The organism is Bacillus sp. TE8-1, assembly GCF_008368855.1.
GTDB lineage: Bacteria > Bacillota > Bacilli > Bacillales > Bacillaceae_G > Bacillus_A > Bacillus_A cereus.
In genome coordinates this window covers 18,950-38,387 of sequence record NZ_QPET01000007.1, presented here as the reverse complement: position 1 = coordinate 38,387, position 19,438 = coordinate 18,950, and the positions used below count along the sequence as shown (strand labels likewise).

Here is a 19,438-nt window from a genome sequence, read left to right as displayed (position 1 = left end):
TGCGATCACACCGCCCTTGTTCAATTCCAATCTTCCTACATCTGTATTCGCAAGCGCTGCTGCTTTTTTTACAATTGCGAACGCTCTAATTAAACTTTCATGAATTTTATACCCTGTAATCGGGAAATTTTCAACAGCGCGTAAAGTCTGAATTCCGTAATATGCCTCAATAGGTAATTCCTTTCCTCCCAAAAAATCATTCTCCACTCGCACGTTCTTGTTTGTCATTGCCATTTTAATTTCTCCCCCATATTAAATGTAAAACCTAAATAAATCATATGAAGTCATTACCAATCCTTATCAGATTTTATTGTTAAATCGTAGGCTAAAGGCTCTTCAATAATTTTTTTAATCTCTTCTAATTTATTAGTTTTCCCAAGCGCCCACATCAATTTTGCTATGATGGCTTCCGTATTCATATCTCCAGACAATATTACTTGATGTTGCGCCACTTTCCGTCCTACTTCATAGAGAAGTATGTCTTCTCCTTCTTCCAGGCATTGAGTAGTAATCACTACAGCAATCCCCATTTCAGTCAACTCTTGAATTTTCGAAAGCAAGTTCCTTCCTTCAAAAGGTAATCCACCGTTTCCAAAACTTTCAATAATAATCCCTTTATACAAATCTTTTAAACAATCAAATACCTCAGGCTTTGTACCTGGATACAATTTCATAAGAAAAACATCCGTACATAAATTAGTATTTATTGAAAGTTCACTATGTGAGGAAGTTGGCTTCCAATGATATTTCACTTCATCTTCATTTACCTCAGCAACATATGGATAATTCACACTTTCAAATGCATCATAACTTTTTGTTCGCATTTTAACTGCTCTCGTCCCAATAATCACCCTACTATCAAAAACAATAAACACACCGCCAACATCCTCACAGGCAAACCTAAGAGCATCAGCTACATTTTTCTTTGCGTCTGTCTTTTTAAAACTAATAGGTACTTGTGAACCTGTTAAAACAACTGGTTTTCTTAAACCTTGCAGCATATAAGATAACGCAGAAGATGTATAAGCTAACGTATCCGTTCCATGTGTAATCACAAACCCGTCATAGTCATCATAGTGATTAAAAACAGCATTAGCTATTTCTTTCCAGTGCTCAGGTTGCATATTGGTACTATCAATATTCATTAAGATTTTGCAATCTATTTCTAAGTTTCGAGAAGACTTCGAAAAATAATTCAATAATTCCTCAGCGGACAATCCTGGAACAAGCCCCTCATTCCCCTCCACAGATGCAATTGTCCCACCAGTTGCAAGTAATAAAATTTTCTTCATACACAACCCCTCCATAAAATAAACAACGATATATCGTTCGCGTAATGCGTATTTATATTTATCATTATAGAACTTAATTTGAATTAATCAAGATTTTGTATTCAATACGCGTACTTTTTTTCTATTCTTGATTCTTTTTCTATGTTATAATTAATTTAATAAAATTAGATGGGGTATGAGACGAATGCTGGAACGTTTATCTAAATTAAGAAAAAATCAAAAATGGTCCTTACAAGAGACAGCAGATCGACTTGGGATTGCGAAAAGCACCTATGCCGGGTATGAAAATGGTTATAGATTACCTTCATTACAATCTTTATCAAAAATAGCCGATTTATTTGATACATCTGTAGATTATATATTAGGCCGAATTGAACATTCACATCAAAACAAAGATGTAATTGATATTACAAGACTCCTAAACGATCCAGATCCAACACTTTTAATAGATGGAGAAGCACTGTCAACAGAAGAGATAATAGATTTTATTGCTTTTGTGAGAAGTAAACGAGAACTAAGTTCCAAGAGAATAGAAAATATTGAACCAACATGTAAAAGTTGATTCAATAAAAAACGAAGACACTGTACTCTTTAAACTTAGAAATACTTAGACAATTAATTTGCAAACGGTTTATATAATGAATTCTTAGCAGCTGGCCTCACTCGGGGACTTATACTTGGAAACAATCCCATTGGTTATATGATTCAATTATTTTTCATCATTTGTGTAGTGGTAGCAGCTATTTCCGGAGGTTTCACATCCAATAAATCAATTATCATGAAACAAGGATTTCTCGCTATTTTAGCGTTGCTTGCCCTTTTATCTGTCATATAGAACTAAAACTTTTCAATAAAGGAACTCACTTTTGAAGAATACGCCATTCTTTCTGTAAATTTATAAGAAAGAATGGCGTTTTTGTATGTCTATTTCTGTATCGAAAGAATTTGAAAGTATAACAGAATTTAAACAAGAATTAGCAAAGTATATAAAATACTATAATCATGAAAGAATCAAGGAAAAATAAAAGGAAATGAATCCAGTATTGTACTAGGCTCATTCCCTAGAGGCTACTTAATAAACCGACCTTTCTAACTTTCGGGGGCACAGTCTAGTTGAAGTGCTACAAGCAACGAATTTACTATTTTAAAGTTAAGTGTTTAACCTTGAAGTACTTAAATTCTTTTTTCCAGACAAAGCATACATTATATCTTGATGCTTTATTGTCCTCTTATAATTATGTGGTATCGGGAATTTGTTTCGGTGTTCTTTTATTATAATTATGATTACTATAAGTGATAAAGCTACAGGTATAAAAACGATTAACAAAACATCTTACTATTTATGAAATTCTTTGTTAATCGTTTCTCTTCTCCCTAATCTCCTGCGAGACTATATTTTTTTGTTGAAATTTACCATATCTTATTTGATTTATTCTGTAACACCAGATTGGGTTACTTTTACATCAGCTGTTACACGAAAACGTAAATGTTTATAGGATTCTTCCCATTCTTGACTGTTCCATTTTCTTACGTGAGTTCTACCAAGCTTTCTAAGTCCTATAGGATCTGTGTCTTTTTTAATAAATCTCTTTATCAATGTAGTTGCTTTTTTTTCTATTTCTTTTTCCATAATTTTTTCTAATTTTTTTATTTCTTTAGGATTATCTAGATTTTTTGTTTTTGTAAATTCTTGAATTTCAGCTTTAACTTGAATATGAGCATTTACGAATGGATGCTTACTATTCCCCTCCATCTTATATTTTGTTCTAGCTTTTATATTCTCTATCGTGGCGTAAGTATTTGAGGAACCAGGTAGTTTGAATTGGTATGTACCTTGTTTAAAATTATCTGTCAACAATTTAAATACAAATAAATCTTTAGGGTTTACTTTATCAACCATTTTACATCTTTTAAAAAGTGCTATTCCATCTAACTCCAACACATTACCTTTTTTAGATATTATCGGTAAATATGAATCTCTCGCATCATCATTAAGTTGGTTTAAAAACATAAAAAAATTTGTTTTTGGCTGCGTTCCATTATCCATATTTTGCTCCAGTAAAGAGGATAGATAGGAAGCAATTTCTTTTTCTTCAGAATAATTCCCCTTTAATAGTGATTCCCCTTTTACATTTGTAATTGCTAAATAAATTGCATTTCCTACACTAGGATTTCGGTTCAAAGTCTCTAAAATTTCCTGCATTCCCTTATCAATTATTTTTTCATTAAATATAATAACACGCAATTGCCCCAACTCTAGAGGTCCAGAAGACTTTTCGGATGCTCTTGCAAGAACTTCTCTACCAGTCTGGCCTGATGCTGAATAGATTTTCGTTTCACCTTCCCCGCCTCCTTTATAAGCTGAAATCGCAAAGGTTCCTTTTAGCTTACCTTTTGCTTCGGTATCATATGCCGCAACTTGAACTAAGTCAATGTCATCCACAATTTTCGTTTTAGCACAACCTATTAAGAAGACACTTACTATAAGGAAAAGTATCCATCGCTTCATGTTTATCTCCTTAACTTTATTTTGGCGGTTTGAATTAGCCATAATATAGGTAGGTATACATATATATATACAAAGCCAATTTGACCTGTCCAAGTATTTAATAAGTTAATTTTATTACGGTTATTCAAGAAAAATGATAAAACAAAGATGAACAGGATGATAACTGGCAAAACATATTTTTGCTTTATTCCCAGTGCCTCTTTTATACCACGACTTACTCCCCATAATGTAAAGGAAACGTTAGGTAATATAAAAAAAGCCCAAACAGAAACAATAATGTATTCAAACCGCTCTATAAAGGGAAATTGTATAATTTTAATCATGCTTAAATATGCCCATATCGCGCTCGCTAGTTGTTTTTCACTAAAAAACGCAAGAGTTAAAATCATAAGGTATGTGTAGACAATAGTCGTTACTAAATTTGCATAGTGCGCATATTTTTGAGAGGTTCTTGCCTTTTTAATAAATGGGTAGTACAACAATAACATTTCAAATCCAAAAAAACTAAACATATTTCCTTTCATTCCTTTCATGATTTCTAGGAATGAATGCTGTGCAATTGGAAATAAATTCTGAAAATCTGCATACTGCAAAGGATAAAAAAATGTGAAGATTAGAATGCTTGGGATAACGATTCCAAAGAAGCCAATTCCGGCAACTACACGAAATCCTCCAGTCACAATGTAATAACATAGACCCAAAAAAGCCCCGGCTATAATCCAAGATGAAATGGAAGGAAACATCCAAACATGTACTACTTCGATATAAGTATGTAGTGTTGTTGCACCTAACAATACAATATAGGATAAAAAAATGAAGTTGAACAATCCACCAATCCATTTTCCAAGTACGTCTTGATTGATTGCAATGATATCTCCATTACCCTGATTTAAAATCTGATATATAATCCAAATCATAAGATTAACAGATATTCCAAAAAGCAGCGTGCTAATCCACGCATCATTTCCAACTAATTTTGCACTAATCCTTTCAAAACCAAGCATACCAACCCCCATCTGTATAGTAATAATTAAAAAAAACACCATATATGGAGAGACTTGATACTCAATTGGGATCTGTTTCATAATGCTCCTCCCTGTTAATTTCAATCATCAAAATCATTTCGTGATTTAATTTTATTTTTCTCTACCTCTTCTGGATTAAAACGAAAACGCTGTTTAGATCTTGAAAAAATAGGACGTCGAAACATCGCTGAGATCGGCAAACGGATAATGCTGTCTTTCCAATCTGTAGGGCGTGTAGGATAAAAAGGAAACAAATAAGGACGTCTTAATGATTCTGTACGTAATAAACGTGCTAAAAGCAAAGAGCTTGTTAAAACAATTCCTAATAAACCCAACAGGTGTGCAGATATTATAAAAGGAAAACGAATTACTCGAATTGTATTACCAATTCGATATATTGGTGCTGTAAATGAGCTAAGCGCTGAAAGTGCAACAATAATAATAAGTACATTACTTGTAAGGCTTGCCTCTACAGATGCCTGTCCAATTACAATACCACCTACTATACCGACAGTTAGACCCACTTTAGTTGGTAAACGTGCCCCCGCTTCTCTCAGTAATTCAATCGTTATTTCTAAAAAAAGCGCTTCAATTAATGGAGGAAAAGGTACTTTACTTCTCGATATGATTAACGTTTCAAGAAGTTCTTTTGGAATAAGCTCGTAATGATATGTTAAGATTGCAACATATAATGGAGTCGTTAAGACAGAAAACATAAAAGCAAAAAGCCTTAATAGACGAAAAAAAGAGGCAATAATCCAAGGCATGGTGTAATCTTCTGTCGTAGAAAAAAAGTCAATTAATGTTGTTGGAAGAGTGATTGCATAAGGTGAGCCATCTACAAAAAGTGCAATTTTCCCTTCTGCCAATACAGCTGCTACACGGTCTGGTCGTTCTGTATTCAAAAATTGAGGAAATATAGAATTCGGGTTGTCTGCAATTAACTGCATCAAATACGTGCTATCCAAAACGTGGTCTGTTTTTATTAGACTCACCCTTTTTATAATTTCTTGTAGATTTTGATCATTTACAATTCCCTCAATATATACAATCGCAACGGTTGTGTTAGATAGAGAGCCTACTTTCAATTCCTTCATTTGTAAATAAGGTGTTGGAAGCTTTCTACGTACTAAATTTAAGTTTACATCTAAATCTTCAACAAACGCGATTTGTGGACCCACGATATTGTATTCAATTTCAGCTTTTGTAATATCTCTTTTTTCTTTCTTTGCCACATTGATTAACAAGCCATTTAATTTATCTGTATCGAACTGAATAAGTATATAGCCGTTTAAAATACTATCCTGAATATCTTCCATTTGATTTGTTATTTTTGAATTTTCAAAGGGTAAGACAGACCGAATATCTTGTAATGAATCGAAGCTCTTCTCTTTTATATAAGTTAAAACCTCTTCATGAAATATATTTACATCGATTAAGGTTCTAAAATATGAAATGACTATAGAGGATTTGTTTGAAGCGATCTCCAACGTTATAAAATCTTTAGATTTTTTTAGTAATTGCATTAATTCCTGCAAAGATTTTATAGAGTTAACAGGTACTTTTTCATGTGGTTTCAATTGATAATACCCTTCCTTTCAAAAAGAACCTATATATAGTTTTTAGAAATTTCTATTTTAAAAATGAGGGATATTTATATGTCAATATGCTCCTTAAAAACAATGCCTTTTTAACTAACTTAACCAAAATTAGTTAAAAAATGTATTACAAGTAAAAATTTGAAATGTCTCCAAGAAAAATTACAATATTAAAAACATCCTTTCTTTTGGTTCTAAAGAAAGGATGTTTTTATAACAGGCTTTTTCAAGTGTCTATTCTATAGGGTACATTTACCAGTGTTCTTCTCTTTATTATTTCATTAAGTAACATTGGCATTACATTCTGTATGGTTTCTTAGAAAATTTCAGTAAGAGAATATCTTAATTTTGAAGTGTACAAATAGGGAGAGTGACTTCAACTGTAGTCCCCTTATTCATTTCACTCTTAATAAATATCTTTCCCTGATGTGTTTCAATGATTTTATAACAGATCATTAATCCTAAGCCAATCCCCTCTTCTTTAATACTATAAAAAGGTTCTCCGAGGTATGGTATACGTTCTTTTGGAATCCCACACCCTTGATCGATAAAACGAATGCTTACTTGATTATTATCAAGTATATTTATTTGAATCAGAATTTCCCCTCCCATCGGCATAGATTCAATTGCATTTTTTAATATATTAACAAATACTTGTTTTAATTGATTTCCTTCACATGAAATCAATGGAATACCAGGGTTAAGATCGATTCTAAATTTTATATTATGCATCATTGCTTGAGGTTGTAGTAGCATTAAAACTTGATCCATTAGCACACTAATGTTATTAGGTTGCATTTTTACTACTTGTGGTTTGGCTACCGCCATAAATTCAGTTGTTATGCTCTCTATACGCTCAATCTCTGATGATACTATATTAATATAACCCTGATTATTCTCATTTTCCGTTGATTTTAGTAATTGCATGAACCCTTTCATTGCAGTTAATGGATTATTAATCTCATGAGCCATTACAGTCGCTAATTGTCCTACAACAGCAAGTTTTTCAGATTTTCGTAATAATTCTTCTGTTTTTAGCCGTTCAGTGATATCACGAGAAATACTTAGAAAAACTTTTTTACCATTTAAGTTAAAAACACGAACACTAAACTCAGTTGTTATTACTTTTCCTGTTGGAAAAACATACTCATCTTGCAAAGTGAAGGAAGTTTGTCCCTTTTTAATTTTTTCTAATAACCTTACGATTATTTGAGAATCTTGTGGTACTATATTTGAAAATGATAATGAGAGCAACTCTTCTCTACTATATCCAAATCTTCTACACCCAACAGGGTTTACCTCAATAAATCGACTTGGAGCATTATCTTCATTCAGCTCTACTACATATACCGCATCAGTTGCTTGTTCGATTAGTGCACGGTACTTCATTTCACTATCTCTTAATTGCTGGTGTAATCGATGCCGTTCTCTTTCTGCTTGTTTTCTTTCAGAGATGTCTCTACATATTGCTGATAAAGCTATCACATTTCCTCTTACATCTAGTATAGGAGAAACTGTCAGACTGATATCAAGAAGACTCCCATCGCTCCGTTGTCTAACAGTTTCTAATCTAGTAACCACCGATTCTCATGTTAGAATTTTCTGAATATTTTCAAGTGATTCTTCCATTAAAAAATCTGGTACACAAGGTAATCTCTTACCTATGATTTCTTGTGATGACCACCCAAATATCTTTTCATAAGCTTTATTGGCTTGTAAAATATGCCCTTCTCGATCAGAAATGGTAATAGCATCTAGATTGTGCTTTATAAATGATTCCAATAATTCTTTGGTAGCGCTTAATTCTGATTCTACCTTTTTCCTTTCGGTTATATCAACTGTAGAACCAACAACTTCAATAACTTGTCCATTTCGTTTAATCGGCCTAAGCGCAATAAGAATAATAGTTTTATCATTTGGCCAAGGTAATTCAAATATAATTTCTTTTCCTTCCCATGCCTGAAGATAGTACTTCATCAATTGTGGAACTAAATGTGGAGGAACAATAGAAGCATCAATAGTACGTAAGCTTTTTCCTACCACCTGTTCAGAATAAAATCCGTTTTGATAATAAAACTGTCCATCACATAAAGTGTGTATAAAGTGCTTATCCACTTTTTTGAATTTAAAAATTCCTCCTTGAAGCTCATGTACGGTATCTGCAAGTTCTTGCTTCGATTTTTTTAATTCTCGATTCATTTTAGATAAGTCCTGTGTTAAATAATACAATCTCTGGTAGGCTTCCATAAGAAATAGCCCAATTAAAAGTCCTAACGCTATATATAATAGGCCTCCTGTGTAAAGTAATGTAGTATTAAATAATACGCCAACTAACCACTTTATTCCAATAAAAACAGAAAAATATAACGATGCACTTTTAAAAGGATGTAGTTTTTTAAAATAAGTTTTAAAAGTAGAAAATAGAATCCCCATACCTAAATAAGCAATCACAGGAGGTTCCCAATACCCTCCAGTGTAAAAGATACGCATTAATATTATGCTAATTAGCGTAATCCAACCAGCAATACGACCAAAGTAAATAAAAGATAGAATAAGAGGAACAACTCGAAGATCGTAGGAAAATCCCATGTATGGAAAAGAAAAGAACATTAACGTAACTGCAATAATCCCTCCATAGAGCTTTTCGAAATATCGACTAGAATTAATTGTAAACACTTGAATAAATATTGCTGCGCTAACTAATAAAGAAAAAATAGAAAGGTTGATGAAATAATCTTTAATAATCATGTAATGTCCCTCCTTGCATTAAGTGTATTCGACAAAAAAGCTAAAAATCCTACAAATTGTATAAACAGTTCAAATGCATAAATTTTAAACTAGGATAAAATCTGGAAAAGTAAATAAGGAACACAGCAGATGAGATATTTTAATGAAAAATAGTTCAAAAAAGATAATAGTAACCGTTGACTACTATTATCTTTTTTCTTTAAGTTATCGTAATACGTATGAAACTCTAAGGGACGTGGTATGTCATTTCATCAAACAATGATTATATACTGAGTCATGAATATAGAAATTTCAGCAGTAATTTTTGAAAAATAACATAAAAAACAAAACTATCTTTGAAAATGGAAAAAATCTATATGAATGTCAACTAATCTATGTACAAAAACGTTCACTTAATTTTGCATAAAATCACTCCACTTAGGAAGCTAAGTAGTTCTTCAAGGTCGATAAGAACACCTGTAGATGCTTCAGGATAACTACATAATTGTATGGGTAATGTACTTGAAACCTTTCGGTAAAACCATACACATAATACAACTAACTCCTTGATTCAATATTTACTTTTTTCGCTGAACAAATTCTTTTTCTTGAGCAAAATATTCTAAGATATAAGGAGATTTTTCGATTAACTTGGTGTCTAGTTTATTCTCCAGCTCCAATTACTTCGTTACTTTCAGATTCAGTTCATTATATTTTGTACTTTGTCTTTATACACAACATATTCTTTACCATCCACTACTGCTACTACCGCAAATTCATCATTTGGATTGAATGAAAGCCAATCAGCCCACATGTTAGTATTAGCCCCTCCACTCCACATATTATGAACAGTGTTTTTAGTTAAATTCATGACTTTATAAGACGCATTTGGCGCATTTGTTCCAGTCTTTATTTCCAAAGTGTATGCGTTATGAATTTTTTTATAAAAGTAGAAAACGTTTGATGGACGAAGCTGATTCAAAAAATCCTGTTCTTTTTTCTCTGCAATTTTTATCCCTTCTTGCAAAGTGACAACATCTGTTTTTAATGTTTTCCAACTGTTTTTCGCTGCATTCAAGCTAGGGGTTAAGAATTTATATTTATTTTGATCAGCTTTTTGATCAGCTTTATCAATATGTCCCAGTACACCCGAATATTGAGAATCTAAATCCTCCCATTGCGTAGACATATAAGTAAGAGCAGTGATAGCACTATCAAGCATACTATGCATATCACTAATATTATGAAATGCAACTCCAACTACACGATTCAATGTTATTTTATAATCTACAGTCTGACGCAATTTTGCTAATTCAGGTTCTAGCCAACCTAACTTACCTCTTGCATCACCTATCATTATGCCACCAGCAATCAAGGTTGGAATAAAGGGGATTTTCACCATGTCTAACCCCTTAGATTCTATGTCTTTCTGATATTTTACTTGTCCTAAAAGGTCCTCTAGACGCTTTTGGTCCGCCTCCACATCAGCACCTTGTTTTTTTAAAATCGATTGCAATGTCTCTTTATGACTTCCAAATGTTCTAACATCTTCTCCAATAGCATTTTTTAATTGAATTAATTCTTCTATTAATGCTTTTGCAGACTTTTGATTTTGTTGAATTCCTCCCTGTAAATCTGTAATCCCTTTTTTTAAAGTATCTCCATTTCCAGTATTGATCGCCTCTACTAATGTTTCATAATAATTTTCAAATTTTGTATTGTATTCTATAATGCCTGTCAATGTATCAAAAAGCTGTTTTTTTACTTGTGTATTCCATGTAACAGCATGTGCTCTTGCATTCTTTTGATCTTGTACAATTTTACTAGGTAAATCTGCATTTCCATTAATAGTTATTCCTTCAAAACTCACATCTGGATTATTAATTAGCAAATAAGAATATTCATTCATAGCTTTTGCAAATAAACCAGCATCTTGCAAAGCTTTTTTCATCTGTTCTTCATTTGCTGAAAGAGACATATTTTCAGTGTTCGTTTGTTCAATTTCAATTGCAAAAGTTTCTAGTGGTATGACTGCATAAGTAGTTGTTATAGTTAAAAACGCTGATACAGCGAGTAGTTTATGAGGGATTTTTTTCATCATTTCGTATTCCTCCTATATAAGGTATGGTTTCAAGTTCTAATCTTATTAAAAAGCGATGTCTTTCAAAATGAGTTCTACATCTTTTATCAGTATCGTTTGAACTTTCTTTAGCAGCCTTCAAATCATTAAGTATTAAAGAAAATGTATATAATCTGCTTCAAATTAACCGATTCTGTTGCAAATTTTAAAAAAGCAATTAAACTACAAGGTTATTTTTTATTCGAATCATACTTATATATAATTGAAAGGCGAAGTCTTTAATGAGACTCCGCCTTTCTGTTATATAAGGATTTATTAATTATTACTTTTCTGTTTAACAGTGTAATCATAGACTTTCTATGTTTTAGTTCACTTTACAACAGAATTAATATTTCCCTATTTTTGTGGAGTAACAGTTTCCACTTTTAATTCCTTTATTCCTTCTTTTAATGTAACAGCATCTGTTCGTAATGTTTTCCAACTGTCTTTCGCTGCATTTAAATTAGGTTTTAAGAATTTAAATTTATTTTGATCGGCTTTTTGAGCTGCATTCTCAATATGCCCTAGAACGCCCGAATATTGAGAATCTAAATCATGCCACTGCGTGGACATATAAGTAAGAGCGTTAATAGCATCATCAAGCGCCTTGTGCATTTCATTAATATTACTGTAAGCAACTCCAACTACACGATTTAAGGTTACTTTATAATCCACGGTCTGACGTAATTCTGCTAATAAAGGCTCTAACTTACCTAAATTATCCCTTGCTACTCCCACTATGATACCGCCAATTATTGGTAGCCCCAAAATAGCACCCTTCATTACATTAAACCCATCAGATTCTAATTGTTTATAATAGTTTACTGATCCTAATACTTCTTCTAGACGCTTTTGATCGGCATCAACATCTGCACCTTGATTTTTTAAAATTGACTGCAAGAGCTCTTTATTACTTCCAAAAGCTCTAACATCATGTCCAATAGAGTCTCTTAATTTAGTTAATTCTTCTATTAGTTGTTGTGCATACTTTTGATTTTGTTGAATTTCACCTCGCAAATCTGTAATCCCTTCTTTTAAAGTTTCTCCATCCCCTGTATTAATCGCTTCTACCATTGTTTCATAATAATTGTCAAATGTTGTATCGTATTCAACAATACCATTCAATGTATCTAAAAGCTGTTTTTTTACTTTCGTATCCCAAGTAACAGCATGTGACCTTGCATTCTTTTGATCTTGTACGATTCTACCAGGTAAATCTACATATCCATTAATGGTAATTCCCTCAAAATTCACATCAGGATTCTTAATTAACATATAAGAATAGGCATTCATAGATTTTGCAAATAATCCAGCCTTTTGCAAGGTCTCTTTCATTCTCGCTTCATTTGCAGAAAGAGCCGTATCTCCATTGTTCGTTTGTTCAATTTCACTTGCAAAAGTTGTTACTGGTGAAACTACATTAGCAGTTGTAATAGTTAATAGCGTCGATACAGCGAGTAATTTATAAGGGATTTTTTTTATCATTTCATTTTCCTCCAATTTAGGTTTTATATTTCAGTTCTACTCCTGTTTAAAAGCAATATCTTTTGAAATGAATTCTGCATCTTTATGAATATCATTCCAACTTTCTTTAGCGGCTTTTAAATCATCTGGTATTAAAGAGAATTTGTGGTCTTGCATAGAATCGATATTATCCAGTAAATCTGTATAATTTGCGCCCATTGTATTCCATTGCTTTTGAATATTTGTTAGAGACAATATCGCTTGATCTACAGTCTGATATAAATATGCCAATGTTTCTTTCGCGTTAGTAAGCGAAAGAACTGCTTGATTAGCACGATCTGCTTTCATACTTAATTCTCCGATTTTGTTAGAAATTTCATTATAGGAGTCCATATGCTTAGATGCTGTGACACCAGCCGCTGTTCCTAAACCAATACCAGCTGCACCAAGAGCCGAGAGTCCACCAACAACAGCCGGTGTTGCTGTACCGCCAGTTACAACAATAACGACCGCTCCTCCAATAGCTGCAATAACTAAAATAGCTGCTCCCAATCCACCACCAATTGACCATGCTAATACATCATCAAAATGTTTTTTCTGAGTAGAACGAAGTTGCTCAATTTCAGCTTGAAGTTGTGGAATCGTTGCCTGTTGACCTGCTAATATTGCAGTTAATCCACCTTTCCCATCTGGACCACCAACATTATTTTTAAAATCTGTAGAATTTTGATATAGTTTCCCTTTGAAGTCTTGTAGCATCTTAATCACATCTGTAACTTCTTTTGAATTTGTATTGATTGTAGTAATTAAATCATTTATACCCTCTTTTAGACCTGCCTTATCTTTCTTTTGTACAGTTTCTACTAATGTGTCGTAATAATTTTGAAATTGTTCATCGTAATTTACAATATTACGAGCAGTTTTTTGAATCTGTGGCTTCGCTGTATCTAACCAGTAATTCGCATTGATTCGTGACAGCTCTTGATTAAGGTGAATATTTTTGAGCAACTCTCCCCCCTCTGAGCCTAAATCGATATTAGATAAATTTACATTTGGTTGCTTAATCATTGTTTTTGCGTATAAATCCATTACTAGAATATGAGACCCTGTTTCAGCTAATGCTTTCTTCAGTCCTTCGGGGCCTAATGCATAATTGCCTACTTTTTGTTCTTGAGCGGTCGTTTCTTGTGCAAATGCATGAATAGTGTTACCGGTAGTAGCAGTTATAACAGTTGCTAATGTAGCTAAAGTTAGTACTTTGAATGGAATTTTTTTCATGACTATTCTCCTTCTTTCGCTAAATGCTTATAATCTTTATGAATTCCTAAAAAACGCAATATCAAAATTTATATACTTGCTCTTCAAGGTAACTTATTACATTTTTTAATTGTCTTAATGTATCTTTTTGAGACTGCTCGTTAGTTGTATCAACATTAGTAGATAATTTTGTAATGCTATTTTTTATTAGATTTAAATCTTCTTTATAGCGCTTTAGTAGATCAAGTTCTACATCTACTTGATTTGCAAACGTATGCAAATCATTTTGTGTAAGAAGAAGCATTGATTTTTGTAAATCAGCTATTGATAATTTCGTTGTTAAATCATATATTTTTTGATTTTGTTTCTCTAAATCATCTAAATATGCTCGCTGCTCTGCTGTTAATTTATTTACTTCAGCAAAAACGCCAAATGTTTTCTTAATCTTTTCGGTATCAATGACCTTCATCAGGTCATACTCTTGTGTTTTTGCTGCGGCTGCGGCTGCGGCTGCTATTTCACCTTGTTTGCTTTTCTCAATTGCTTCACGAGCTGCTTTTTTTGCTGATTCAATCTCTAGAGCCGTTTTACCTTGCTCTGTTGCTTCTTGCGCCGCTTTTTTCTCCGCTTCTAAAATAGAGTTGTTAATTTCTTTTCCTTTGTTATACGCTGCCACCCCTGCTTGAGCAGCTGGTTCAATAATTTCTTTTGAAAGACTATAAACTTCTTTGAATATAGCAAATCCCTGTTCATTTAAAGCCCCTGGTATTAATGCAATTTGCTGTAAATCATTTTGAATTGCTTTTTTGGTATTTAATATTTCATTTTTTAACTGGTCTATTTTTCCTGTTCCATCTGTACTTAGTATGCCTTGAGCAGTTGCCACATTGGTATCAAAATCTTTTAATTTTTTATCAAGCTGTAATTTAAGATCTGTTAATTCATTGATTTGCCGTTGCGTATTTTCTTGATTCGTCATAGCCATTTCTTGAAGTACTTCAAGTCTATCCGAAAACCCTTCTCTATCTTCTTTATTGTCTACAAACGATTTTAATGTCGGGTAATAGCTATTAAATTTTGTTACAAATCCTTTACTTTTTGAATTTAATAGAATTAACTGTGGATAGAGTTCCGATGACCATTCCTTCATATCTTGTTTGATTAGGAATTGATTTGTATTTAAAGCTGTGACTTCCTCTAACTGTACATTAGGACTCATTAAAGATTGATCAATATACGTTTGGATTAATTTAGATTGCGCACCTAATTTTCGTAATGAAGAGGAAATATCCATGCCTTCCTGTTGAGTTTCCGCTTGAACGGTTGGTGTTGCGAGAGTATTGATAGGAATATTTCCTCCAGTTACAATGGATGTGACTAATAATCCTGTAATTATTTTAGTTTTCATTCCGTACACTCCTTTACCATTGTTTTTATAACTTAATTCATATAACTTGTACGACCTCTCTCTTTGTAAACTGATTAAGAAGGAGAAATCTTTCAGATAGGATAATATCGTTATTTTTTACTTCTAATAGGATGTAAGGATTTTACTTACTTCTCACTTCGATACTTTATTTTTTCAAATATAAATAACAAAAATTTATTAACTATATTTGAATCAAGCACCCTATGAATAGTAAATGAGTAATTCTTCCCTAGAATTGCGGTTTAACTTACAGAACTGCGAGAATCAATAAACCAATGCTTACAGTTAATCTTGTCATAACATTGTTTAATTTAAATTTAATAATATTATTCTTAGTTTTATCAGCAAGCTCCTTACTAGACTACAAAAGGTGAAATTATACTGTACATCGCTTATACTTTTATTGCGGAATAACTTCACTTTTGTTATGCAGAAACTTAGAACAGGTTTATTACAAATTTGATTCTTGACCTCTTGTAAATAAATTGACTATTTATAAAATTATTAACGACATAATGTTACTTACAACTTCACTATAATTCCTATTAGCGTAACCCTATCCTTTCTGTCTGGTCATACCAGTTATGTTGTTCATTAAAACATTAAATTTTTAATGCGTAAATAGAAAAATTTTGTCGATTACGATCGATAATTTACTGTTAAATAAAAATATGAACCGAAAAAAATTATATAAATATAGTTATCCGTAAATTTCATTTCTGTAATTGTAATGATTACAAATTAATGTGTATACGGTTAAAAATAACTATTTTAGCTCAACCAAGAAATTTTATTTTAGAAAAAATACTTATAGAATAATATAATAGGTCTTTTTATACTTTTTTACCTTTATTTAGTTATGTATAATTGCATAAAATGTAGATATATTTAGTAATATATGTTATATTGTTGATTTTTTCACAAAACATCCTAATATCATTATTAACAAATATTCAGTATGAAGATATTAGTCTATAAACTTATCATCGTTATAAACATAGGTTTTAAATTACAAAAAAGCTGCAAAGCTTACTTGAAACACTTTGCAGCCTTCTGTCTTTTTGTTTTCTTTAGCAAAATAATGGTTAGTGTATTTTCATTTTTTGGGATACTTATACCCATGTTTAAGTCTTTACATTGAAGACAGCAGATAACAAGCTTATATTACTGTATATTTTTCACGGTACTGCCTAGGAGTCATACTAGTGATTTTTTTGAAAACTCTTATAAAATAACTTTGGTCATTAAAGTTAAGCCACGCACAGATATCTGATAACGAATAAGTAGTGAGTGTTAATAATTTTTTTGCTTCTTCCACTCTTTCCCTTTGAATATATTCGCTTAAAGTAATTCCCATTTCTTTTTTAAATAGTTTAGACAGATAAGTAGGCGTAATTTCTAAATGATTAGCAAGTTCATTCAGAGATATTCCATCGTAAACATTTTTATTAATATGTTTTATACATGTAGTAACCGCGTAAGAATACTTTTTTGCATTGTATTCTTTCACACGATCTGCAAAGGTACGTAAAGCGTCCCCTGACAATCGCTTTACAGATTCTACATTATCTAATTGTTCTAGGGTTTGTATATATAAAATACTATGGGCAAAAGCAATATCTGGTGGCAGGTTTCCTTCTATTGCATATCGAGTGGCTAAGGTAATCGCAATAATTCCAAGGTTTTTTTGATTCCTGAGCGGATCCTCTATTAGCATAAGTTCAACATCTTCTTGCGAAACCGCATACATATACTGTATTAACTTTTTTTTATTCCCTTCTTTAATAGTCGAAAAGAAATCATTTACTAATGCCATATTGTGCGTTTTAGGTTTGTTTTGTCGGCGTTTTAAAATATATAAATCAGGTTTCACATTTTTATTAGGAATTTCCTCTAGTACTTTATTTTTTTCCAAGACAATATCTACATCTAACTTTTCATTGAAAATCATGTAATGTAATAAAATTCCCATATCAATTAATGTAGTTTTTTTAATCTCAGATAAACACTGATAATAGGCAAGTCTTTCTTGAATGTTATCATTTGATTTAAATTCTTTCTGAAATTTTATGATCATATCATCTGAATCTTTTGGATGTATAGTAGGACCGATTATGATAGTCCCTTTAATATCATCATGATTTTCTATATGAATTAGAACAAAATTTTCAAGATAGTTGTTACTTCGGAAAAGTGGCAAGTTAAAGGGATCGTTTTCTTGATAAATATCAGTAAGATGTTCTTCTTTTGAAGAATAAAAAGGACTACAAACATTATCAGATGTAGAATGATATAAAATTTTTTTGTCTGCAGATAAAATATGTACAGGGGCATTAAATGCTTTATGTGCAAGATCACACAAGTGTTGTATATCGATAGAAGTATTCATTACATTCTCCTTTATAGATCCATAAAATATATTCTGTTATATATAATTCACGACAAATAATACTATAAAATATCAAATTAGTACAATTCACAACAAAATATTACTATATCTTTTTTATAAAAATCATATATTATTTAATTGTAGTTAGCATCTAAATATCAGAGTAGATAAGTAAAGGAAATACACTAAGTTCTTTTCTTAATTCTACAAAATATAATTATTGAACTTGAGAAAACAGTGAAGTACTACAAAATACAGTGGTAGTCAATGCGAGGACCAAGCTGGAAAAAGATTTAAAATAAAGCGAAGTAACAGGAGATACGTACCACCGCAAGAAATAACAGTCAAAGTTCCAATTCAATCCTTTCTACAAATTGAATTCAAAAAATAAATACTGCTAATTTACATGTGAAACTGAAAAACTATTTTCCTCCAAATTTTAGAAAAAGATAATAAAGAAGTTGTAAATTTGGAAACAGATGAAAGCGATACGGCTATTTTTGAAGCACTATGCTTTGAAAAGTACAAGATGGAGGAAATTCAAGTACTCAACTAAACACGAAGAAACGATGGAATATTCAAAAAAATGACACTATATTACTGGTCGCAACATTAGTTTTACTTTCCACAAAAGAGGAAAATATATAGACTTTACAAATACTAAAAATAGCAAACTAGATAGTTTTATTACCGCATCACATAAAGTGAAACTTTAATCAGTGGGGGTTTTGTTCATCCCCACTGATTATTAGCCCACACCAATCGGGCTTTTACGGGCAGCCCGCCCCCCACCTAACTTCTTTGCTTCCGCTGAATTTTGAGGTGGGGGTCTTACTGCCTGGCAAATAGCGAGATAAACTTATTATTAATTTCCAAATACAATAGTTGTTAATCAACAAAAAACTTCAATAACCAAGATGCACAGTAAATTGACCTCAAAACAATTCTTACTACAATATCAGGTTTTGCTTATTCTATAAAAAAAGAAATATCACTAAAAAACTATTCCTTTATATCGATTTAGACATAAAACATTTTATTATATCGGCTTAAGTATTATGAAATTAAAATTGCAAATAACACCAAAACTCTTTTAAAGGCCTATACGCCTTTCATATCGAATTAATTATCTTCCGATACCTATGTCATTAACGTAACTAAAAAAGATTATTACAAAGGAATCTGAGAGGTCTTTTCGATTTCGAAATTTATTTTTTTGTAAATTAAAGGAAAAATAATCCGTATATATACGGATTATTTTCTTAGTGTAATCTGTATTGACCTGTTAACTGTTTTTCAGCCATTCGAACTAAGCGTTTTGTAATCTCTCCACCGATTCGAACCATTTGCAGATGATGTGATGTATCAGGCCCCAGTGTGACTCCTAGTTCAAAAGCAATTTCATACTTCATTTGCTCAATAGTACTTGTAGTAGCAGAAATAAGAATTTCATTTGTATTACTTTCGTATCTTTGAATATTTATAAATAACATGTACCTAATTATGCTATTTACGCATGAATAACCTAATTTATTCCAGTATTTTTATAGGAACCCTTTCCCTCCCCTTATTTCACCAATTAAATTTGAAACACAAATGTACATTGCATTTCAATATAACAATAAAAGC

12 protein-coding genes and 5 pseudogenes are annotated in these 19,438 nt (G+C 31.8%); 4 read left to right on the top strand and 13 right to left on the bottom strand.

The annotated features are described in order from the left end of the window. Together DN404_RS06210 and ansA are read right to left on the bottom strand one after the other, a co-directional pair. A pseudogene (locus DN404_RS06210) lies at positions 1 to 234 on the bottom strand (lyase family protein); the annotation flags it as partial. Between the two features lie 53 nt (positions 235 to 287). After that, positions 288 to 1,292 carry an asparaginase gene (gene ansA / locus DN404_RS06205; protein ID WP_000722302.1) on the bottom strand — a complete coding sequence of 335 codons (1,005 nt, stop codon included), beginning with the start codon at positions 1,290 to 1,292 and terminating at the stop codon, positions 288 to 290. A 184-nt stretch (positions 1,293 to 1,476) separates the two neighbouring features. Here ansA and ansR point away from each other — a divergent pair, with 184 nt between their 5' ends. The 3 genes and pseudogenes from ansR to DN404_RS06190 all read left to right on the top strand — a co-directional run. Further along, complete coding sequence (gene ansR, locus DN404_RS06200; protein ID WP_000893569.1) at positions 1,477 to 1,854, top strand: HTH-type transcriptional regulator AnsR; 378 nt, start codon at positions 1,477 to 1,479, stop codon at positions 1,852 to 1,854. Between the two features lie 57 nt (positions 1,855 to 1,911). After that, a pseudogene (locus DN404_RS06195) lies at positions 1,912 to 2,127 on the top strand (DUF1304 domain-containing protein); the annotation flags it as partial. A gap of 103 nt (positions 2,128 to 2,230) precedes the next feature. Next, positions 2,231 to 2,317: pseudogene (locus tag DN404_RS06190) on the top strand (IS3 family transposase); the annotation flags it as partial. A 404-nt stretch (positions 2,318 to 2,721) separates the two neighbouring features. Here the strand turns inward: DN404_RS06190 and DN404_RS06180 are convergent. From DN404_RS06180 to DN404_RS06140, 10 genes and pseudogenes are all read right to left on the bottom strand, one after another. After that, positions 2,722 to 3,801, bottom strand: a complete 1,080-nt coding sequence (locus DN404_RS06180; protein ID WP_000832874.1) for a Ger(x)C family spore germination protein — start codon at positions 3,799 to 3,801, stop codon at positions 2,722 to 2,724. A gap of 2 nt (positions 3,802 to 3,803) precedes the next feature. Then, positions 3,804 to 4,886: a GerAB/ArcD/ProY family transporter gene (locus tag DN404_RS06175; protein ID WP_000809697.1), complete on the bottom strand. Its 1,083-nt coding sequence runs from the start codon at positions 4,884 to 4,886 to the stop codon at positions 3,804 to 3,806. A 20-nt stretch (positions 4,887 to 4,906) separates the two neighbouring features. Then, entirely contained in the window at positions 4,907 to 6,406 is a 1,500-nt protein-coding gene (locus DN404_RS06170; protein ID WP_086384988.1) for a spore germination protein, read from the bottom strand. Between the two features lie 360 nt (positions 6,407 to 6,766). Continuing rightward, positions 6,767 to 9,172 (bottom strand): annotated as a pseudogene (locus DN404_RS06165) (PAS domain S-box protein). Between the two features lie 430 nt (positions 9,173 to 9,602). Further along, positions 9,603 to 9,831, bottom strand: a pseudogene (locus DN404_RS31410) (hypothetical protein); the annotation flags it as partial. Positions 9,832 to 9,851: 20 nt separating this feature from the next. Beyond that, the gene (gene hblB / locus DN404_RS06160) at positions 9,852 to 11,252 is read right to left on the bottom strand and encodes a hemolysin BL regulatory component HblB (RefSeq protein WP_149214837.1); all 1,401 of its coding nucleotides are present in this window, start codon (positions 11,250 to 11,252) and stop codon (positions 9,852 to 9,854) included. Between the two features lie 375 nt (positions 11,253 to 11,627). Beyond that, complete coding sequence (gene hblA, locus DN404_RS06155) at positions 11,628 to 12,755, bottom strand: hemolysin BL binding component B (RefSeq protein WP_000591975.1); 1,128 nt, start codon at positions 12,753 to 12,755, stop codon at positions 11,628 to 11,630. Positions 12,756 to 12,791: 36 nt separating this feature from the next. Next, positions 12,792 to 14,012, bottom strand: coding sequence for a hemolytic enterotoxin HBL lytic component L1 (hblD, locus tag DN404_RS06150; protein WP_053512478.1), 1,221 nt, complete (start codon positions 14,010 to 14,012; stop codon positions 12,792 to 12,794). A 61-nt stretch (positions 14,013 to 14,073) separates the two neighbouring features. Next, on the bottom strand, positions 14,074 to 15,399 hold the full coding sequence (hblC, locus tag DN404_RS06145; protein ID WP_149214836.1) for a hemolytic enterotoxin HBL lytic component L2: 1,326 nt from the start codon (positions 15,397 to 15,399) through the stop codon (positions 14,074 to 14,076). A gap of 1,180 nt (positions 15,400 to 16,579) precedes the next feature. Beyond that, a complete protein-coding gene (locus DN404_RS06140; RefSeq protein WP_001097903.1) occupies positions 16,580 to 17,809 on the bottom strand; it encodes a helix-turn-helix domain-containing protein in 1,230 nt (409 codons plus the stop codon). A gap of 424 nt (positions 17,810 to 18,233) precedes the next feature. Here DN404_RS06140 and DN404_RS06130 point away from each other — a divergent pair, with 424 nt between their 5' ends. Further along, positions 18,234 to 18,365: a peptidase gene (locus tag DN404_RS06130; RefSeq protein ID WP_076876078.1), complete on the top strand. Its 132-nt coding sequence runs from the start codon at positions 18,234 to 18,236 to the stop codon at positions 18,363 to 18,365. Positions 18,366 to 19,071: 706 nt separating this feature from the next. Here the strand turns inward: DN404_RS06130 and DN404_RS06125 are convergent. Further along, a complete protein-coding gene (locus tag DN404_RS06125) occupies positions 19,072 to 19,302 on the bottom strand; it encodes an alpha/beta-type small acid-soluble spore protein (RefSeq protein ID WP_000897403.1) in 231 nt (76 codons plus the stop codon). Positions 19,303 to 19,438 lie beyond the last annotated feature (136 nt).